The sequence below is a fragment of the Streptomyces cynarae genome (assembly GCF_025642135.1).
In the GTDB taxonomy this organism is placed as follows: domain Bacteria; phylum Actinomycetota; class Actinomycetes; order Streptomycetales; family Streptomycetaceae; genus Streptomyces; species Streptomyces cynarae.
The window spans coordinates 6,661,832-6,681,588 of the sequence record NZ_CP106793.1; the positions used below are offsets into that span (position 1 = coordinate 6,661,832).

17 protein-coding genes are annotated in these 19,757 nt (G+C 72.0%); 5 read left to right on the plus strand and 12 right to left on the minus strand.

Annotated features, from left to right (window positions below):
• Nucleotides 1-119 precede the first annotated feature (119 nt).
• Nucleotides 120-1,643, plus strand: a complete 1,524-nt coding sequence (locus N8I84_RS30255) for an amino acid permease (protein WP_263232578.1) — start codon at nucleotides 120-122, stop codon at nucleotides 1,641-1,643.
• A gap of 24 nt (nucleotides 1,644-1,667) precedes the next feature.
• Here N8I84_RS30255 and N8I84_RS30260 read toward each other — a convergent pair whose 3' ends face one another.
• The 6 genes from N8I84_RS30260 to N8I84_RS30285 all read right to left on the minus strand — a co-directional run bounded on the left by N8I84_RS30260 (nucleotide 1,668) and on the right by N8I84_RS30285 (nucleotide 9,339).
• A complete protein-coding gene (locus tag N8I84_RS30260) occupies nucleotides 1,668-2,039 on the minus strand; it encodes a PIN domain-containing protein (protein ID WP_263232579.1) in 372 nt (123 codons plus the stop codon).
• Nucleotides 2,040-2,240: 201 nt separating this feature from the next.
• On the minus strand, nucleotides 2,241-4,370 hold the full coding sequence (locus tag N8I84_RS30265; RefSeq protein ID WP_263232580.1) for a 3-hydroxyacyl-CoA dehydrogenase NAD-binding domain-containing protein: 2,130 nt from the start codon (nucleotides 4,368-4,370) through the stop codon (nucleotides 2,241-2,243).
• Complete coding sequence (locus tag N8I84_RS30270) at nucleotides 4,367-5,587, minus strand: thiolase family protein (RefSeq protein ID WP_263232581.1); 1,221 nt, start codon at nucleotides 5,585-5,587, stop codon at nucleotides 4,367-4,369. Before N8I84_RS30270 ends, N8I84_RS30265 begins: the two co-directional genes overlap by 4 nt.
• 578 nt (nucleotides 5,588-6,165) lie before the next feature.
• Complete coding sequence (locus N8I84_RS30275; RefSeq protein ID WP_263232582.1) at nucleotides 6,166-7,443, minus strand: ribonuclease D; 1,278 nt, start codon at nucleotides 7,441-7,443, stop codon at nucleotides 6,166-6,168.
• 274 nt (nucleotides 7,444-7,717) lie between these two features.
• Nucleotides 7,718-8,380, minus strand: a complete 663-nt coding sequence (locus N8I84_RS30280; protein WP_043444816.1) for a response regulator transcription factor — start codon at nucleotides 8,378-8,380, stop codon at nucleotides 7,718-7,720.
• A gap of 293 nt (nucleotides 8,381-8,673) precedes the next feature.
• Nucleotides 8,674-9,339 carry a DUF3000 domain-containing protein gene (locus tag N8I84_RS30285; RefSeq protein WP_263232583.1) on the minus strand — a complete coding sequence of 222 codons (666 nt, stop codon included), beginning with the start codon at nucleotides 9,337-9,339 and terminating at the stop codon, nucleotides 8,674-8,676.
• A gap of 235 nt (nucleotides 9,340-9,574) precedes the next feature.
• On the opposite strand from N8I84_RS30285, the gene hemE reads away from it, so the two are divergent.
• Entirely contained in the window at nucleotides 9,575-10,642 is a 1,068-nt protein-coding gene (hemE, locus tag N8I84_RS30290) for a uroporphyrinogen decarboxylase (protein WP_263232584.1), read from the plus strand.
• A 48-nt stretch (nucleotides 10,643-10,690) separates the two neighbouring features.
• Here the strand turns inward: hemE and N8I84_RS30295 are convergent, their stop codons facing one another.
• Both N8I84_RS30295 and N8I84_RS30300 read right to left on the minus strand, forming a co-directional pair.
• Nucleotides 10,691-10,861 (minus strand): hypothetical protein, encoded by a 171-nt coding sequence (locus tag N8I84_RS30295; RefSeq protein ID WP_263232585.1) that lies wholly within the window; start codon nucleotides 10,859-10,861, stop codon nucleotides 10,691-10,693.
• 87 nt (nucleotides 10,862-10,948) lie between these two features.
• Entirely contained in the window at nucleotides 10,949-11,767 is an 819-nt protein-coding gene (locus tag N8I84_RS30300; RefSeq protein WP_263232586.1) for a rhomboid family intramembrane serine protease, read from the minus strand.
• Nucleotides 11,768-11,892: 125 nt separating this feature from the next.
• On the opposite strand from N8I84_RS30300, the gene N8I84_RS30305 reads away from it, so the two are divergent.
• The gene (locus tag N8I84_RS30305) at nucleotides 11,893-12,234 is read left to right on the plus strand and encodes a hypothetical protein (RefSeq protein ID WP_263232587.1); all 342 of its coding nucleotides are present in this window, start codon (nucleotides 11,893-11,895) and stop codon (nucleotides 12,232-12,234) included.
• A 96-nt stretch (nucleotides 12,235-12,330) separates the two neighbouring features.
• On the opposite strand, the gene N8I84_RS30310 is transcribed toward N8I84_RS30305, so the two are convergent.
• Both N8I84_RS30310 and N8I84_RS30315 read right to left on the minus strand, forming a co-directional pair.
• Entirely contained in the window at nucleotides 12,331-13,731 is a 1,401-nt protein-coding gene (locus N8I84_RS30310) for an FAD-dependent oxidoreductase (protein WP_263232588.1), read from the minus strand.
• A 27-nt stretch (nucleotides 13,732-13,758) separates the two neighbouring features.
• The gene (locus N8I84_RS30315; RefSeq protein WP_263232589.1) at nucleotides 13,759-14,721 is read right to left on the minus strand and encodes a DUF4349 domain-containing protein; all 963 of its coding nucleotides are present in this window, start codon (nucleotides 14,719-14,721) and stop codon (nucleotides 13,759-13,761) included.
• A 157-nt stretch (nucleotides 14,722-14,878) separates the two neighbouring features.
• Here N8I84_RS30315 and hemG point away from each other — a divergent pair, with 157 nt between their 5' ends.
• Entirely contained in the window at nucleotides 14,879-16,336 is a 1,458-nt protein-coding gene (gene hemG / locus N8I84_RS30320) for a protoporphyrinogen oxidase (protein ID WP_263232590.1), read from the plus strand.
• A 4-nt stretch (nucleotides 16,337-16,340) separates the two neighbouring features.
• The gene (hemQ, locus tag N8I84_RS30325) at nucleotides 16,341-17,072 is read left to right on the plus strand and encodes a hydrogen peroxide-dependent heme synthase (protein WP_263232591.1); all 732 of its coding nucleotides are present in this window, start codon (nucleotides 16,341-16,343) and stop codon (nucleotides 17,070-17,072) included.
• Between the two features lie 261 nt (nucleotides 17,073-17,333).
• Here the strand turns inward: hemQ and N8I84_RS30330 are convergent, their stop codons facing one another.
• Nucleotides 17,334-18,095: a DUF4142 domain-containing protein gene (locus N8I84_RS30330; protein ID WP_263232592.1), complete on the minus strand. Its 762-nt coding sequence runs from the start codon at nucleotides 18,093-18,095 to the stop codon at nucleotides 17,334-17,336.
• Between the two features lie 297 nt (nucleotides 18,096-18,392).
• A complete protein-coding gene (locus N8I84_RS30335; protein WP_263232593.1) occupies nucleotides 18,393-19,697 on the minus strand; it encodes a DUF692 domain-containing protein in 1,305 nt (434 codons plus the stop codon).
• Nucleotides 19,698-19,757: the final 60 nt, after the last annotated feature.

Below are 19,757 nucleotides of genomic sequence, written 5' to 3' on the forward strand. Positions count from 1 at the left end.
GTTTCTCCATCCTTTACGGTGGCGAAACCGGCCCGTTTGCGTGAATCTGCCTGTGCCGGGGCACACGGAGTACGCCCCCTCTCGATCATGTCGGGGACGGCGAGCGCGGGAGGTACGCCATGAGCAGGACTCTCTTCCGGACCAAGAACGTCGAGCAGTCGATCCAGGACACCGAGGAGCCGGAGCACGCGCTCAGAAAGACCCTCTCCGCCCTCGACCTGACCGTGTTCGGCGTCGGGGTCATCATCGGCACCGGCATCTTCGTGCTCACCGGCAAGGTCGCCAAGCAGAACGCGGGCCCCGCCGTCTCCCTGTCCTTCGTCGTGGCCGGCGTCGTCTGCGCGCTCGCCGCACTCTGCTACGCGGAGTTCGCCTCCACGGTGCCGGTCGCCGGATCCGCGTACACGTTCTCCTACGCCACGCTGGGCGAGCTGCCCGCCTGGATCATCGGCTGGGACCTGGTCCTGGAGTTCGCGCTCGGCACGGCGGTGGTCGCCGTCGGCTGGTCCGGGTACATCCGCTCCCTGATGGACAACGCGGGCTGGCACCTGCCCGCCTATCTCGGCGGACGCGAGGGGGCGCACGGATTCGGCTTCGACATCCTCGCCGCCGCGCTCGTCCTCCTCCTCACCGCGATCCTCGTCCTCGGGATGAAGCTGTCGGCCCGGGTCACCCAACTCGTCGTCGCCATCAAGGTGGCCGTGGTGCTGATCGTGATCATCGGGGGGGCCTTCTTCGTCAAGAGCGCCAACTACAAGCCGTTCGTGCCCGAGCCGCAGGCGGTGCCGGCGGGCGGCAGCCTCAAGGCGCCGCTCATCCAGCTGATGGTGGGCTGGGCACCGTCCAACTTCGGCGTGATGGGCATCTTCACCGCCGCGTCCGTCGTCTTCTTCGCCTTCATCGGCTTCGACATCGTGGCGACCACCGCCGAGGAGACCCGCAACCCGCAGCGCGACATGCCGCGCGGCATCCTCGGCTCCCTGTTCATCTGCACTGCGCTGTACGTGGCGGTGTCGATCGTCGTCACCGGCATGGAGCACTACAGCAGGCTGTCCGTGGACGCCCCGCTCGCCGACGCGTTCAAGGCCATCGGGCACCCCTGGTTCGCGGGTGTGATCAGCTTCGGTGCCGCCGTCGGCCTGACCACCGTCTGTCTGATCCTGCTGCTCGGCCAGACCCGGGTCTTCTTCGCGATGAGCCGCGACGGGCTGCTGCCACGCTTCTTCTCCCGCGTCCACCCGCGCTTCAAGACCCCGCACCGGCCGACCATCCTGCTCGGCGTGGTCATCGCCGTCGTCGCGGGCTTCACCAGCCTCAGCGAACTGGCCGAACTGGTGAACATCGGCACCCTGTTCGCATTCATCGTCGTCGCGATCGGCGTGGTCATCCTCCGCCGCACCCGCCCCGACCTGCCACGCGCCTTCCGTACCCCGCTCGTCCCCGTGGTGCCGATCCTGTCGGTGTGCGCCTCGCTGTGGCTGATGCTGAACCTGCCCGCCGAGACCTGGCTGCGGTTCGCGATCTGGCTGGTCATCGGGTTCGTCGTGTACTTCCTCTACGGCCGCTCGCACAGCCGTGTGGGCCGTGCCGAGCAGTCCGCGGCGGGCGGGGTGAGCGGGCCGCCCGGAGGCGGCACGCGGTGAAACCGCGGCGTTCCGCACGGGGATTCAGCGCACCGTACGCGGGCCCGTCACGTCCGCGCCGAGAACCGTCACCCGGTGCCGTAGCTCCCGGTCCGCCGTGACGACCAGGACCGGGCGGTCCCCGGCCTCGGCGACCAGTTCGACGATACGGTCGTCGCCGCTGCCGGGGGCCGCGTCCACCCGGACGCCGGGCACGGGCTCCACGCCGCGCGCGGCACCCTCCACGACCAGCACCAGCTCCAGCGGCCCGGGAAAGCCGGGCAGCCCGTCGGCGGCGAACGGCACGAGACGGTCCCGCAGCCGGTCGGCGGCGCCCCGCCGGTCCCGCCACCAGCCGTCGGGCACCGACCCGACGACGTTCGCGCCATCGACGATCACCAGGAGCGGGACACCCATGCCCCCAGCGTCCCACGAGCCTGTCCGGCCGCGCGAGGGACGCCTCCTAGCAATCGGGGTCAACGGTGCTCCGCTGTACGGCTCCTGGCCGCCGGGCGCCCGGTACGGCGGATCCGGCCGGCCCCGACGCCACCGGCCTTGCGTACACGACGAGAAAGGGCCTCCGCCTTGCGCGGAGGCCCTTTCACGGTGCTGCGGCCGTTACGCCGGAACCGACGCCACGCCCGGCTCCAGGAACGTCTTGCCGTTCACGCGCTCCGAGACGCCCTCGCGGTCCAGGTACGGCGTGATGCCGCCCAGGTGGAAGGGCCAGCCGGCGCCCGTGATCAGGCAGAGGTCGATGTCCTGGGCCTCGGCGACGACGCCCTCCTCGAGCATGAGCCCGATCTCCTGCGCCACGGCGTCCAGGACACGGGCGCGAACCTGCTCCTCCGTCAGGACCGTGTCGCCCTGCTTCAGTAGCGCGGCGACCTCCGGGTCCAGCTCGGGCTTGCCGCTGTCGTAGACGTAGAAGCCGCGCTTGCCCGCCTTGACGACGGCGGCGAGGTTCTCGGAGACCGTGAAGCGGTCCGGGAAGGCCCGGTTGAGGGTCTCCGAGACGTGCAGGCCGATCGCAGGGCCGACCAGCTCCAGCAGGACCAGCGGGGACATCGGCAGACCCAGCGGCTCCACCGCCTTCTCCGCCACCTCGACCGGGGTGCCCTCGTCGATGACGTTCTGGATCTCGCCCATGAAGCGGGTCAGGATGCGGTTCACGACGAACGCCGGGGCGTCCTTGACCAGAACCGCCGTCTTCTTCAGCTTCTTGGCCACCGCGAAGGCGGTCGCCAGCGAGGCGTCGTCCGTCTTCTCGCCGCGGACGATCTCGAGCAGCGGCAGCACCGCCACCGGGTTGAAGAAGTGGAAGCCGACGACCCGCTCGGGGTGCTTCAGCTTCGACGCCATCTCCGACACGGAGAGGGAGGAGGTGTTGGTCGCCAGGATCGCGTGCGCGGGCGCGACCGCCTCGACCTCCGCGAACACCTGCTGCTTGACACCCATCTCCTCGAACACGGCCTCGATGACGAAGTCCGCGTCCGAGAAGCCCTCCGCCTTGTCCAGGACGCCGGAGACCAGCGCCTTGAGGCGGTTGGCCTTGTCCTGGTTGATCCGGCCCTTGCCGAGCAGCTTGTCGATCTCGGCGTGGACGTAGCCCACGCCCTTGTCGATGCGCTCCTGGTCGATGTCCGTCAGGACGACCGGGACCTCGAGGCGGCGCAGGAAGAGCAGGGCGAGCTGCGAGGCCATCAGACCGGCGCCGACGACACCGACCTTGGTGACCGGGCGCGCCAGGCTCTTGTCGGGGGCGCCCGCCGGGCGCTTGCCGCGCTTTTGGACGAGGTTGAACGCGTAGATGCCGGCGCGCAGTTCGCCGCCCATGATCAGGTCCGCGAGGGCCTGGTCCTCGGCGTCGTAGCCCTGCTGCAGGTCGCCGTTCTTCGCGGCGGCGATGATGTCGAGGGCGCGGTAGGCGGCCGGGGCCGCGCCGTGCACCTTCCCGTCCGCGATGAAGCGGCCCTTGGCGACGGCCTGGTCCCAGGCCTCGCCGCGGTCGATGACCGGGCGCTCGATGACGATCTCGCCCTTGAGGACGGCCGCCGTCCAGGTCAGCGACTGCTCCAGGAAGTCGGCGCCCTCGAAGAGGGCGTCGGCGATCCCGAGCTCGTAGACCTGCCGGCCCTTGAGCTGCTTGTTCTGGTTGAGGCTGTTCTCGATGATGACCGAGACGGCCTTGTCGGCGCCGATCAGGTTCGGCAGCAGCGTGCAGCCGCCCCAGCCGGGGACCAGGCCGAGGAAGACCTCGGGGAGGGAGAACGCCGGGAGGGCCGCGGACACCGTGCGGTAGGTGCAGTGCAGGCCGACCTCGACGCCGCCGCCCATCGCCGCGCCGTTGTAGTACGCGAAGGTGGGCACGGCCAGCTTCGACAGGCGCTTGAAGACCTCGTGGCCGCCCTTGCCGATGGCCAGCGCGTCCTCGTGCCGCTTCAGCAGCTCGACACCCTTGAGGTCGGCGCCGACCGCGAAGATGAACGGCTTGCCGGTGATGCCGACGCCGACGATCTCGCCGTCCGCGGCCTCCTTCTCGACCTGGTCGATCGCGGTGTTGAGGTTCGCGAGCGAGGCCGGGCCGAAGGTGGTCGGCTTGGTGTGGTCGTGACCGTTGTCGAGGGTGATCAGGGCGAACCGGCCCACACCGAACGGCAGGTCGAAGTGGCGCACGTGCGCCTGCGTGACGACCTCGTCCGGGAACAGCTCGGCCGCGCCCTTCAACAGCTCAGCGGTGGTGCTCACTTGTCGCCTCCGTCGAAGTGCGGGTTCTCCCAGATGACCGTCGCGCCCATGCCGAAGCCGACGCACATGGTGGTGAGGCCGTAGCGGACCTGCGGGTGCTCCTCGAACTGGCGGGCCAGCTGCGTCATCAGCCGGACGCCGGAGGAGGCCAGCGGGTGACCGAAGGCGATCGCGCCGCCGTACTGGTTGACGCGCTCGTCGTCGTCCGCGATGCCGTAGTGGTCGAGGAAGGCGAGGACCTGGACGGCGAAGGCCTCGTTGATCTCGAACAGGCCGATGTCGGAGATGGACAGGCCCGCCTTGGCGAGGGCCTTCTCCGTCGCCGGGATCGGGCCGTAGCCCATGACCTCCGGCTCGACGCCCGCGAAGGCGTAGGAGACGAGACGCATCTTGACCGGCAGGCCGTTCTCGCGGGCGAAGTCCTCGCTCGCGATGATCGAGGCGGTGGCGCCGTCGTTCAGACCGGCCGCGTTGCCCGCGGTGACCCGGCCGTGGACGCGGAACGGCGTCTTCAGGCCCGCCAGGTTCTCCAGCGTGGTGCCCGGGCGCATCGGCTCGTCGGCGGTGACCAGGCCCCAGCCGGTCTCGCCGCTCTCGGGGTTCGTGCGGCGTACGGAGATCGGCACCAGGTCGGCCTGGATCTTGCCGTTGGCGTACGCCTTGGAGGCCTTCTCCTGCGAGCGCACCGCGTACTCGTCGGCGCGCAGCTTGGTGATGTGCGGGTAGCGGTCGTGGAGGTTCTCCGCGGTCATGCCCATGAACAGCGCGGACTCGTCGACCAGCTTCTCGCTCACGAACCGCGGGTTCGGGTCCACGCCCTCGCCCATCGGGTGGCGGCCCATGTGCTCGACACCGCCCGCGATGACGGCGTCGTACGCGCCGAACGCGATCGAGCCGGCGGTGGTCGTCACGGCCGTCAGCGCACCCGCGCACATACGGTCGATGGAGTAGCCGGGCACCGACTGGGGGAGACCGGCCAGGATGCCCGCGGTGCGGCCGAGGGTCAGGCCCTGGTCACCGATCTGCGTGGTCGCGGCGATGGCGACCTCGTCGATCTTCTTCGGGTCGAGACCCGGGTTGCGGCGCAGCAGCTCCCGGATCGCCTTCACGACGAGGTCGTCGGCGCGGGTCTCGTGGTAGATGCCCTTCGGGCCCGCCTTGCCGAACGGGGTGCGGACGCCGTCGACGAAGACGACGTCCCTGACGGTACGAGGCACGATGGCTCTCCTCCAGGGTGCGGGATGGCACTGCTGCGACACGCTGAGCGCGCGCTCAGCACCATGCTACTTGTGGGTAACCAAGCTGCCCAGTCCCGCACGCCCAAGCGGCGAAGGTCACACCTTCGGCGCAGCGACGGAGCCCCCGCGGGGTCGACAGGGGCTTCGGAACGGGAGGCGGCGGCCGCCTCCCCGAAAGGAGCCGCATCGCCGCAAGGGGGTGCGGGGTCGCGGCGGCATCCGCTCCCTGTGTCGACATTGGCTGTGCCGCGTCGGCATCGGCTGCGGGCCGCGCCGCGTCGGCATCGGCTGGGGTGTCGGCATGCGGCTGCGTCCTGGTCAGCATGAGGTTGCGTCTGCGCCGCGTCGACATCGGCTGCGAAGCGTCGCCATGCGGCTCCCCCGTATCCGCGTGGCTCCACGACGTATCGGCGTACGGCTGCGCCGCGTCGGCATGGAAACCGCCATGTCGCACGCGGCTCCGCCGCACGGGCGCCCCCCACCGTAGACGCGCCCACCCGAAGAGGCGCCCCACCGAGGACGCCCCCACCCGCCGCACCGCAAAGCCGCTACGGCGACTAGGCGTCCTTCACGGAAAGGGCCTTCACCAGTGCTGGAGTGACCTGTTCAACCTGCCAAGCCCTCGCCCCGTACCCGGCCAGTGCGGCGGCCACGGACTCCGCGTCCACCGGCTTCGGCGGCTCCCAGCACAGGCGCCGCACGGTGTCCGGGGAGATCAGGTTCTCCTGGGGCATGGTGAGCTGCTCGGCCAAGGTCGACACCGCGGCCCGCGCGGCGGACAGCCGGGCGGCCGCCGCCGGGTCCTTGTCGGCCCAGGCCCGCGGCGGCGGCGGACCCGTCACCGGCTGCCCCGGCTGGGGCAGCTCCGCCTCCGGCAGCGCCTTGGCGCGATCGATCGCGGCCTGCCACTGCTCCAGCTGGCGCCGCCCCATGCGGTGCCCGAAGCCGTTCAGCGCGGCCAGGGCGTGCACGTTCGGCGGCAGGGCGAGGGCCGCCTCGACGATCGCGGCGTCCCCGAGCACCTTGCCCGGCGAGACGTCCCGGCGCTGCGCGATCCGGTCCCGGGCCTGCCACAGCTCCCGGACGGCCGCCATCTGCCGGCGGCGGCGCACCTTGTGCATCCCGGACGTACGGCGCCAGGGGTCCTTGCGCGGCTCGGACGGCGGCGCGGAGGCGATCGCGTCGAACTCCTGCCGGGCCCACTCCAGCTTCCCCTGCCGCTCGAGTTCCTTCTCCAGGGCGTCCCGCAGGTCCACGAGCAGTTCGACGTCGAGGGCGGCGTAGCGCAGCCAGGGTTCGGGCAGGGGCCGCGTCGACCAGTCGACGGCGGAGTGGCCCTTCTCCAGGATGAAGCTGAGGACGCTCTCCACCATGGCGCCGAGTCCCACCCGTGGGAACCCGGCGAGACGCCCGGCCAGCTCGGTGTCGAACAGACGGGTGGGCACCATGCCTATCTCGCGCAGGCAGGGCAGGTCCTGGGTGGCGGCGTGCAGCACCCACTCGGCGTCGGAGATCGCCTCGCCCAGGGCCGACAGGTCGGGGCAGGCCACCGGGTCGATCAGCGCGGTACCCGCGCCCTCGCGGCGCAGCTGCACGAGGTAGGCGCGCTGGCCGTACCGGTAGCCGGACGCGCGCTCGGCGTCGACCGCGACGGGGCCGGTGCCGGCGGCGAAGGCGGCGATCACCTCTGTGAGGGAGGCGTCGTCGGCGATCACGGGCGGAATGCCGTCTCGCGGCTCGAGCAACGGGATCGGCGCCGTTTCGACGTCGTCCGGAGGGGCGCCTCCGGTGGTTCGCAGTGGGCTGTCTGCTGCGGTCTCTTGGGCGTCGGTCACCTGTCAAGGGTATCTGTGTGTCGACTACGCCCGCCGACGGAACGTTCCGTCGACGGGCGATGGGGGGTCGTAAATCAGTCATGTGTCACATGGGTCGTTCGTGTCCGCACGAGGGCGCGGTGCCGGTGTGCGGCGCGGGACGGCGGGCGTCCCGGACGTGCGGTCCAGGTCCCCGGACGCGGCTCGGTGCGGACGCGGACCCGGGGCGGGCGGAGGAGGAGGTCGGGGAGTCGGGGAGTCAGCGGGTCTCGTGGTCAGGGGAGGGGGAAGGGGGTCAGTGGATGATGCCGGTGCGCAGGGCCACCGCCACCATTCCGGCACGGTCGCCGGTGCCGAGCTTGCGGGCGATGCGGGCCAGATGGCTCTTCACGGTCAGTGCGGACAGGCCCATCGAGACGCCGATCGCCTTGTTCGACTGCCCTTCGGCGACCAGACGCAGCACCTCCACCTCGCGGCCGGACAGCTCGCGGTAGCCGCCCGGGTGGCTCGGGGCACCCGGGGGGCGGCGGTGCAGGCGCGCGGCGGCGGCGCCGATGGGGGCGGCACCGGGTCGGGTGGGGAGCCCGATGTTGGTGCGGGTGCCGGTGACGACATAGCCCTTGACTCCGCCCGCGAGGGCGTTGCGCACCGCGCCGATGTCGTCGGCGGCGGACAGGGCCAGACCGTTGGGCCAGCCCGCGGCCCGGGTCTCCGACAGGAGGGTGAGACCGGAGCCGTCGGGGAGGTGGACGTCGGCGACGCAGATGTCGCGCGGGTTGCCGATACGGGGGCGGGCCTCTGCGATGGACGACGCCTCGATGACGTCGCGCACTCCGAGCGCCCAGAGATGGCGGGTGACGGTGGAACGAACGCGCGGGTCGGCCACGACGACCATGGCGGTCGGCTTGTTGGGGCGGTAGGCGACCAGGCTTGCGGGCTGCTCGAGGAGAACGGACACCAGGCCTCCTGGATGGGTGCGGGGACGGGGCCGGCTCGGGGAAGCGGCCGGGACGAACCGTGTTTCAAGGTCACAGTCGTCTTCGGCACCAAACTCCTGCTCCTTTAGAGAATGATCACGATTTGGTGAGTAACAATCCGTGCAATTCGGACGCGCGAGCGATCATTCGGGGATCGAGTCGGTTCGGTCCATGGTCAATACGAGGCCGAAAGTGGCCGTATCGACAAAGAGATGGCAAGGAAGGTCAAGTCGACATTGACAGCGCCGGTGAGGCGCCGGTGGGCGCGCCGGGGTCAGCGGGGCTGCGGCCCGCGACGCTGCGGCAGCGTCACCACCGAGGCGTCGCCCGGCCCCGCCGGGGGCAGGCCCGCCACCTGGCACAGCAGGTCGCACCAGGAGGCCAGGTGCGCCGCGGTGTCCGGGACGCCCCCGATGCCCTCCCGGGGTGTCCACGAAGCACGGATCTCGATCTGAGAGGCGGCCGGGCGGGTGGCGAGACCGCCGAAGTAGTGCGAGCTCGCGCGCGTGACGGTCCCGCTCGGCTCGCCGTACGCCAGCCCGCGGGCCTGGAGCGCGCCGGTCAGCCAGGACCAGCACACGTCGGGCAGCAGCGGGTCCGCCGCCATCTCCGGCTCCAGTTCCGCGCGCACCAGCGTCACCAGGCGGAAGGAGCCCTGCCAGGCCTCGTGTCCTGCCGGGTCGTGCAGCAGGACGAGACGCCCGTCGGCGAGGTCCTCCTCGTCGGCGACCACGGCGGCCTCCAGCGCGTACGTGTGCGGGGCGAGTCGCTGCGGCGGGCGCGACGGCTCGATCTCGATCTCCGGCCGCAGGCGTGCGGCCTTCAGGGCGTCGACCGCGGCGCGGAAGGGCAGGGGAGCCGTGTCCATCGCATCGCCCTCCCCCTCCGCGTCGTCCATTCCGCCGGCGCCGTCCGTCACTCGTTCCTGAGCCGCAGCCATGCGGGGAAGATTAAGGGGAAGAAAGCGCGTCCGCTTGGAGAGACACCCGTTGCCGCCGGGGCTTCGGCTGCCGTGCGCGGGTTCGTCTTGGCTGGTTCCTGTCGTAGGGCCGGTCGGGTCCTTCGGAGTGTGGCGCGCCGACGCGGCTCAGCCGCGCGCGGACACAGCCCCGCGCCCCCCTGGGGTGATCCCGCCCCGGGGCCGAATCGCTCCGGTGGCGTGCGAGACTTTTTGCGTGAGTGTCAATGACCGCCCCGCCACGGGCCAGCCGACAGCGACGTACGACTCCGCCTTTCTCAGGGCGTGCCGACGCGAGCCCGTGCCGCACACGCCGGTGTGGTTCATGCGGCAGGCCGGGCGCTCGCTGCCCGAGTACCGCAAGGTGCGTGAGGGCATCCCCATGCTCGAGTCCTGCATGCGGCCCGAGCTGGTCACCGAGATCACACTCCAGCCGGTCCGCCGGCACGGCGTCGACGCGGCGATCTACTTCAGTGACATCGTCGTGCCCCTGAAGGCGATCGGCGTCGACCTCGACATCAAGCCGGGCGTCGGCCCGGTCGTCGAGCACCCGATTCGCACCCGCGCGGACCTCGCCCGGTTGCGCGACCTGACCCCCGAGGACGTCTCCTACGTCACCGAGGCGATCAAGCTGCTCACCGCGGAGCTGGGCGAGACCCCGCTGATCGGTTTCGCCGGCGCGCCCTTCACCCTCGCGAGCTACCTCATCGAGGGCGGCCCGTCCCGTACGTACGAGCACACCAAGGCGCTCATGCACGGCGACCCGCAGCTGTGGTCCGACCTGGTGGACCGGCTCGCGGACATCACGGCCGCCTTCCTGAAGGTCCAGATCGAGGCCGGCGCCTCCGCCGTCCAGCTCTTCGACTCCTGGGCCGGCGCCCTGGCCCCCGTCGACTACCGCCGCTCGGTGCTGCCCGCCTCGGCCAAGGTCTTCCGGGCCGTCGAGGGCTACGGCGTCCCCCGGATCCACTTCGGTGTCGGGACCGGTGAGCTGCTCAAGCTGATGGGGGAGGCCGGGGCGGACGTCGTCGGCGTCGACTGGCGCGTCCCGCTGGACGAGGCGGCCCGCCGCGTCGGCCCCGGCAAGGCCCTCCAGGGCAACCTGGACCCGGCAGTGCTCTTCGCCCCGCGCGAGGCCGTCGAGGCCAAGACCCGGGAGGTCCTGGACGCCGCCGCCGGCCTCGAGGGCCATGTCTTCAACCTCGGCCACGGAGTCATGCCGTCCACCGACCCGGACAGCCTCACCCGGCTCGTGGAGTACGTCCACACGCAGACGGCCCGCTGACCGGGCCGGCGCTCCTCCAGTAGGTCGGGCGGCCGTGACGACCGTGGCTCAGTCGGAACCCTCTTCGGTCTCCTTCCGTGCGTCGGTGGCCTTGGACGGGGGACCACCGGACGTGTCGGGCTTCGACCGCCCCTGCTCCTTCGGGTGGACGTCCGGCTCGCCGGTCTCCCGCTCGAGCGGCGACTGCCGCTCGCGATCACGTTCGCGTGGGTCGCCCATGACGACTCCCGATGACGTGCGTTTCGGACATATCGGGTTCCGTGGAGTGTGCGGGGCGAAACGCCTCGCGGCGCGACCCCGTCGTCCTCACCAGGTATGGCGGGCCTGCCTGCCCCACAGCAGACCGCGTGGTTCGGGTGGCTGCGGGGTGCCCTGGCGCAGAGGGAGGGCCAGGAGCATGCCCACGATGAAGCCGACCACATGGGCCGCGTAGGCCACGGTCCCGGCGGAGGAGACACCGTTCCCGGACGAGTAGACCGCCTGCAGCACGAACCAGAAGCCGAGCACGATCCACGCGGGCAGCCGCAGCGGCAGGAACAGCAGGAACGGCACGAGGATCCAGACCCGCACCCTGGGATAGAGCACCAGGTACGCGCCGAGCACGCCCGCGATGGCACCCGACGCGCCGATCAGCGGGTCGCTCGAGCCCGCGTTGAGGTACGCGTAGCCGTACCCCGCCGCATATCCGCACGCCACGTAGAACAGGGCGAAGCGGATGTGGCCCAGGCGGTCCTCGATGTTGTTGCCGAAGATCAGCAGGAAGAGCATGTTGCCCAGCAGATGCAGCCAGCTGCCGTGCAGGAACATCGCGGTGAACACCGACGCCGGCGGCGACTTGTCGTAGTCCGGCGCGGCCACCACACAGCCAGGGCCGTGCGGGCCGACCCCGACGGCGCCGGTGGGCACGAGCCTCGGCAACTGGTCGTGGATCAACTCGCGCGGCACCGCGGCGTAGTGGTCCAGGAACGCCTGGAGGTGGCAGAACTGGGCCAGGTCGCTCTGCCCCGCCACGGAGCCCGCCAGGCCGGGGGTGAACAGGAAGACGACGACGTTGGCCGCGATCAGCGCGTACGTCACATAGGGCGTACGGCGCACCGGGTTCACATCATGGACGGGGATGACCACAAGGAAGTACTGCCCTGGATCGGCCGGGTGAATCGGTGAACGCGGCGCTCCGCGGCTGCGTATGTCTCCTCAACCGCCCGCGGTGCGGGGAAGGCGTGTCGCGGGGACGACGTGAGGAACAGGCGATGAACGACCGAGTTACTCCTCCGATACACGCCCTGCCCGACGGCGAGGCCGAGCTCGCGCTGGTGATCCAGCTGCCCTGGGAGGACGTCGCGCGGCTCGGCCAGGAGGCCGCCCGGCTCGCGACCCAGATGCAGCGGCCCGTGACCCTCGACGAGGCGGTCAGCCACCGGCTGCGGTCGTCGCGGGCAGCTGCCGCGCATGCGAAGCCGATGGCTCAGCCACAGCCGCCCGCGGTGGCCCCGAGCGCGTCCGTGTCCTCGTTGCCGTCACGGCCGCCGGGGGAGCAGGCTCGGCAGGCCATCGAGAGGATCAACGGGGTCGGGCAGCACGAGACGGCTTGATCCGGGGGCTCGCCGTGGGGGCTGCGATCGTCGGCCGGGTGCCGGTTGTCTCCGGCTGGTCGCGCAGTTCCCCGCGCCCCTGGAGGGGCGCTTTGCTCACCCGGCGTTTCTCCGAACCGCCGCCGTCGCCTTGCGGGCCGCCACCAGGATCGGATCCCACACCGGTGAGAACGGCGGGGCGTAGCCCAGGTCCAGGGCCGTCATCTCCTCCACCGTCATCCGCGCGGTCAGCGCCACCGCCGCGACGTCCACCCGTTTCGCCGCGCCCTCCCGGCCGACGATCTGAACGCCCAGCAGGCGGCCCGTGCGGCGTTCGGCGAGCATCTTGACCGTCATGAGGGCCGCGTTCGGGTAGTAGCCCGCGCGGCTCGTCGACTCGATCGTGACCGTCTCGTACCGCAGCCCCGCCCGCCGCGCGTCCTTCTCGCGCAACCCGGTGCGGGCGATCTCCAGGTCGCACACCTTGCTCACGGCCGTGCCGACGACGCCGGGGAACGTGGCGTAGCCGCCGCCCACGTTGGTGCCGATGACCTGCCCGTGCTTGTTGGCGTGCGTGCCCAGCGGAATGTGCCGCTCACGGCCGGAGACCAGGTCGAGGACCTCGACGCAGTCGCCGCCGGCCCAGATGTTCTCGTGACCGCGCACCCGCATCGCGAGGTCGGTGAGCAGCCCGCCGTGGTCGCCGAGCGGCAGCCCCGCGTCCCGCGCCAGGGCCGTCTCGGGCTGTACGCCGATCCCGAGGACCACCACGTCCGCCGGGTACTCGGCGTCCTGCGTGCCGACCGCGCGGACCCCGCCGTCGTCATCAGTGAGGATCTTGGTGACCTCGGCGTTGTCCACCATGGTGATGCCGAGGCCCTCCATGGCCCGGTGCACCAGCCGGCCCATGTCCGGGTCGAGCGTGCTCATGGGTTCGCTGCCGCGGTTGACGACGGTGACCTCGTAGCCGCGGTTGATCATCGCCTCGGCCATCTCCACGCCGATGTAGCCCGCGCCGACGACCACCGCCCGGCGCCCCTTGGTGGCGGCGAGGGCGTCCAGGAGTGCCTGGCCGTCGTCCAGGGTCTGCACCCCGTGAACCCCGGGCGAGTCGGCGCCGGGCAGGTCGGGGCGGATCGGGCGGGCCCCGGTCGCGATCACCAGCTTGTCGTACGACGTCCACTCCTCGGCCCCGGAGTCGACGTTCCGGGCGCGGACCCGGCCGCCCGCCACGTCGATCTCCGTGACCTCCGTCCGCATGCGCAGGTCGATGCCGCGCGCCCGGTGCTCCTCGGGTGTACGGGCGATCAGCTCGTCCCGACCGGCGACGTCGCCACCCACCCAGTACGGGATGCCGCACGCCGAGAACGAGGAGAAGTGGCCTCGTTCGAACGCCACGATCTCCAGTTCGTCGGGGCCTTTGAGGCGGCGCGCCTGCGATGCGGCGGACATGCCCGCCGCATCGCCGCCGATGACGACCAGGCGCTCCCGTGGACGGCTCGTACGGCTCATGTTCATGCGAACACGCTACGGGCAGAGGGCATCTCAGTCCTGCTCGCCCCGGTTTTCGTGCTCCGGCGCCGTCCGGGCCACGGGGAGCGGGCCGAGGGCGGGCGCCGCCGACACCGGGTCCGGGCGGCGCGGCAGCCGGGGGCGTACCACCCGGGTCCAGAGCAGCACCACGGCGGCCGCGAGCACCAGGAAGGGGAGGGCGGCGCCGATCGCCAGGGCGATCCACCGCAGGAGCGTGACGAAGACGTGCCAGCCGCCCGCCAGGGCGTCCAGGAAACCGGGCCGGTTCTCCTCCGCCGCCTTCTCAACCGGGGTCTCGGACAGCGAGAGCGTGATGGTGGCGAGGCTGGTGCGGTCCTTAAGGGACGCCTGCCGGGCGAGCAGGGCCTCCAGGTCGGCCTCGCGGGAGCTCAACTCCCCTTCCAGGGCGACCACGTCACTGAGCTTCGTCGCCCGGTCCATCAGCTCCCGCACCCGGGCCACGCTGGCGCGCTGCGACCTGATGCGGCTCTCGACGTCGACGACCTGGTCGGTGACGTCCTCGGCCTTGGCGGTGCGCTCGACGAGCTTTCCCGCGCCCTGGAGCGCGGTGAGCACCTGGTCGTACTTCTCGGTGGGGACGCGCAGCACGAGCCGGGTGCGTTCGTTGCCCTCCATGTCGCGGGTGGTGCTCTCGTCCCCGACGAACCCGCCCGCGTTCTCGACGGTCGCGCGCGCCTCGTCGAGGGCCCTGGACACGTCCTTGACCTGCACGGTCAGCGATGCCGTGCGGATGATGGCGTTCGTGGTGAGCTTCGGCGTGCTGCCGGGTGCCGTCGAGCCGCCGCCCGTGCCGCTGTCGGCGGCGCCCTGTCGCTGCGCGCCCTTGGCGGGGCCGGCCTTGCTGTCGCTCGACGCGCCGGTGTCGTCGGCGCTGCAGCCCGCGAGCGCGAGCGCGGCGGCTAGCAGCGTCGCGGCCAGCAACCGCACCGGGCGTGGGGAGCGTGGAGTGTGCATCGGTCGAACCCCCGGAAGTCGTCGTGACGGACACTTCTTCGACTCCGGGCCCCCGCGGAACGTTGGCCGGATGCGGTCCCGATGCGGTCACGGTCGGGACTCGGCGGGGACACCGGGCGCCCTCCGGGCTGTCAGTGGGGTCTGAGAGGCTGGGGACATGAGCGCAGTGGAGGCCCGCGGGGGCGCGGGGCATGTCGTCGTCATCGGGGGCGGGATCGCGGGCCTGGCCGCCGCCCACCGGCTGCTGGACCGGGGCGCACGGGTCACGGTCCTGGAGGCGTCCGACCGGGTCGGCGGCAAACTGCTGCCCGGCGACATCGCGGGCGTGCGGGTCGACCTCGGGGCCGAGTCGATGCTGGCCCGGCGGGCCGAGGCGGTGGCGCTCGCCCGAGAGGTGGGACTCACGGACCGCCTCCAGCCGCCCGCCACGGCGACCGCCTCGATATGGACCCGCGGCGCGCTGCGGCCCATGCCGAAGGGGCACGTCATGGGCGTCCCCGGCACGGCCTCCGCACTGTCCGGCGTCCTGTCCGACGAGGGCCTCGCCCGGATCGAGCGCGACGCGGAACTGCCGCGCACGGAGATCGGCGACGACGTGGCGGTGGGGGAGTACGTGGCGGCGCGCCTCGGCCGTGAGGTCGTCGACCGCCTGGTGGAGCCGCTCCTCGGCGGGGTGTACGCGGGCGACGCGTACCGCATCTCCCTGCGCTCGGCGGTCCCGCAGCTCTTCGAGGCCGCCAAGGCGCACGACTCGCTGACGGAAGCGGTCCGCGAGATCCAGGCGAAGGCCGCCGCGGCGCAGCAGACCGGTCCGGTCTTCATGGGGATCGAGGGAGGCGTCGGCCAACTGCCGCTCGCGGTCGCCGAGTCGGTGCGCTCTCGGGGCGGTGAGATCCGGCTGGAGACCGCGGCGGACGGACTGCGCCGCACGTCCGAGGGGTGGGAGGTCGTCGTCGGGGACCGTGCGGAGAGGGCGGACGCGGTCGTGATCGCGGCGCCCGCCGCCGTGGCCGCGCGGCTGCTGGCCGCCGAGTCCCCTGAAGCGGCCGCCGAACTGCGCACCGTCGAGTACGCCTCCATGGCCCTGGTCACTCTCGCCTACCGCCGCGCCGACGTCACCCTCCCCGAGGGCAGCGGCTTCCTCGTGCCGCCCGTCGACGGACGCACGATCAAGGCGTCGACGTTCGCCTCCCGGAAGTGGGGCTGGATCGCCGAGGAGGACCCGGACGTGCTGGTGCTGAGGACGTCCGTGGGGCGGTACGGCGAGACGGAGATCCTGCGCCGGGAGGACGCCGACCTCGTGTCCGTCTCGCGGCACGACCTGCGCGAGGCGACCGGCCTGGACGCCGCCCCGATCGAGACGCGCGTCACCCGCTGGACCGACGGCCTGCCCCAGTACCCGGTCGGTCACCACGCGCGCGTGGCCCGCATCCGCGCGCACGTGGCGAAGCTGCCGGCGCTCGCGGTGTGCGGCGCGGTGTACGACGGGGTCGGCATCCCGGCGTGCATCGCGAGCGCGTACGCGGCCGTCGATCAGCTGGGCGGTGACCTGCGCGGTGTCGAGGAGCTCACCGCCAACCCGGTGCAGAGCCTGCACGGCGGAGCGGGAGAATAGGTGCATGAGTGACGACGCCCCCACCACCGAGTCCGGCAGGATCCCGAACAAGGGCAAGCTGGCCAAGGACCTCAACGAGGTCATCCGCTACACGCTGTGGTCCGTCTTCAAGCTGAAGGACGTGCTGCCCGAGGACCGCGCCGGGTACGCCGACGAGGTCCAGGAGCTGTTCGACCAGCTCGCAGCCAAGGACGTGACCATCCGCGGCACGTACGACGTGTCCGGCCTGCGTGCCGACGCCGACCTCATGATCTGGTGGCACGCCGAGACGAGCGACCAGCTCCAGGAGGCGTACAACCTCTTCCGCCGCACGAAGCTGGGCCGCGCGCTCACCCCGGTGTGGTCGAACATGGCGCTGCACCGCCCGGCCGAGTTCAACCGCTCGCACATCCCGGCGTTCCTCGCCGACGAGACGCCGCGCAACTACGTCAGCGTCTACCCGTTCGTGCGTTCGTACGACTGGTATCTGCTGCCGGACGAGGACCGCCGCCGCATGCTCGCGGACCACGGCAAGATGGCCCGCGGCTACCCGGACGTGCGGGCCAACACGGTCGCGTCGTTCTCCCTCGGTGACTACGAGTGGATCCTGGCCTTCGAGGCCGACGAGCTCTACCGGATCGTCGACCTCATGCGCCACCTGCGCGGCTCGGAGGCACGGATGCACGTCCGCGAGGAGGTGCCCTTCTACACCGGGCGGAGGAAGTCGGTCGCGGAGCTGGTGGCCGGGCTCGCCTGACAAGTGGCGGCGCGCCGGCGACCGGCCGGGGGTCTGGGGGTTGTCCCCCAGGTGGTGCAGCGCCGGGCGCAGGAAGTCGGTCGCGGAGCTGGTGGCCGGGCTCGCCTGACAAGTGGCGGCGCGCCGGCGACCGGCCGGGGGTCTGGGGGTTGTCCCCCAGGTGGTGCAGCACCGGGCGCAGGAAGTCGGTCGCGGAGCTGGTGGCCGGGCTCGCCTGAGCCCACTCCGCGGGGCGCGGCCTGCCGTGCCCCCGCCGGTGGATCACGGCGGTGGGCTCGACGCGGCCGGCGGCAGTGTGTACGTCGGCGAGGGGGTCACCGGGACCGGTGTGCCGGGGTCTTCCGTGGGCCCGGGCGGCGCGGGGGAGTGGGTGAGCGGGGGCGGGCTCGAGGTGGCCGCGTCCTGCGCCAGCGCGTCGAAGTCGACGTAACCGGTGGCCTCCAGGACCTTGATGTGGTCCAGGACCGTCGCGTTCGCGTCGTCGGCGAGGGCGCGCACGAGCGAGTTGCGGGTCGTGGCGCGGACCTGGGCGACGACGGTGAAGACCTTGCCGTGGGCCCGGCGGAGCAGGTTGGCGAAGTCGCGGTCGTACTCCTCGCCCTGGGCGGCGTCCAGGGTGTCGAGCCACTGGCGCTGCTGGGCGTTCGGCTGGTTGGGCAGGGCGAGACCGAGCCGCGCGGCGACGTCGCGGACCCGGGCGTCCAGGAAGGTGTGGCCCTGCACCAGGTGCTCGCCCGCGGTGCGGACGGCCTCGGTGGTGCCCTTCTGCTCGGCCTGCTGTCCCGCGGGCAGCTCCCACAGCCCGGCCAGCCGTACCCTGGTGATGAAGTCGCGGTCCAGCGCGGACAGCGGACCGTACTGGGTCGACACGGACTCGGCGTTCAGAGTGTCCACGCCGGTGCCGGCACGGTCCGCGTAGGACCAGACCGGGAAGACCAGCGCGGCGAGCGTCCCCGCGAGCAAGATGATGAGGATCCCGGTGCCGCTGAGGATGCCGCGGCCTCGGACGGGTCTGGATCTCATGGTGCCTCCTGCTTGCGGCACCGCACGCTAGTGCGCTTCGGGTGCGAGTTGGCATATTACTGCGCCGTATACGCCAACTGCCGTACCGGACAAAGCGGCTGGAAACTGGGCATCGCTCACCGAATACCGCAGTCGCAAGACCGGGCATTGCCGGACGAATCGCGGCAAGCAACCGCTCTCCCCCAAGGGCGCGACTGTTGTGTTAACCACGGCACATTCCCCGCGGACGACCTCCTGAACGCCCGCCGGAGTGCTAGGCGGTGGGCGGACGCGGGCAGCGCCCCGCGGGAAGGCGCCTCAGTTCCGCAGCAGGATCCGCCGCGTGGCGCGGAGCGCACGGGCGGCAGGATGCCGGGACGGCGGCGTGGGGCCCGAACGCTCCAGCCACCACACGCGCAGCCGGCGCCGCGCCTCGTTGTCCTCCGGCCGCCCGGTGAGCAGCAGGTGCTCGGCGAAGTCGAGGGCGTCGCGCCGGTAGCCGCCGGTCATCGGATGCCGCTGGGCGTAGCCGAGGAAGGTGGACCGGTACCCCTCTCCGAGGATGCCGGGCAGCTCGGGCGCGACCTTGGCCACGACACCGGCCCGCTTGGCGGCAAGGGCCCGCGCCTGCACCCCGAGCCGCACCCGGTCGAACCCCTCGGGCACGGGAGTGCCGGCGACGAGACAGGACAGCAGCGCGGCCTGGGCGAGCCCGAGCCGCTGCCGGTCCGCTTCGGTGTCGGCACCCGGACGCCCGCTCGCTGCCGTCGCCAGGGGCGTACGCGTCCCCGGGCCGGGCGCCGTCTTCTCGACCGTCTCCCGGATGACGGCCAACTCCCGCTCCAGCTCCGCCGGTTCGGGGAAGTTCTCGTCGCGTTCCAGCAGGACGCCCGGTGGCGCGGTACGGGACGCCAGGTCCGCCAGGATGTCCAGGACGGGTGGCGGGACCGGGTGGGCGTGGCTGTCGTGCCAGACGCCGTCGCGTTCGTAGCCGCCCGCGACATGGACGTACGCGATCGCCTCGACGGGCAGTTCGTCGAGCGCCTTCGCCGGGTCCTCGCCCCGGTTGACGTGGTTGGTGTGGAGGTTGGCGACGTCGATCAGCAACCGCACGCCGGTGCGCTCCACCAGTTCGTACAGGAACTGCCCCTCCGTCATCTCCTCGTCCGGCCAGGAGATCAGCGCCGCTATGTTCTCCACGGCGAGCGGCACGGGCAGCGCGTCCTGCGCGATCCGGACGTTCTCGCACAGGACCGTCAGCGCGTCCCGGGTGCGCGGCACCGGCAGCAGGTGCCCCGCCTCCAGCAGCGGCGACGCCGTCCGCGGTCCGCCCGCCCGTACGAACGCGATGTGCTCGGTGACGAGCGGCGCGCCCAGGGCCTCGGCCCGCTCGGCGAGCGCGGCCAGCCGGGCCTCGTCGGGGCGGTCCGCGCCGCCGAGGCCGAGGGACACACCGTGCGGGACGACGGTGACGCCGCGCTCGCGCAGCCGCAGCAGTGACTCGGGGAGGCGCCCGGGGCACAGGTTCTCGGCCACGACCTCCACCCAGTCGAGGCCCGGCATGCGCTCCACCGCGTCGGCGATCTCCGGCCGCCACCCGATGCCCGTTCCCAGTCGCTCCATCGTCCCCTCCCTCGCCCGGCCCGCCCGTACCCGTGGACCGCCCGCTGTCGCGGTGACGGA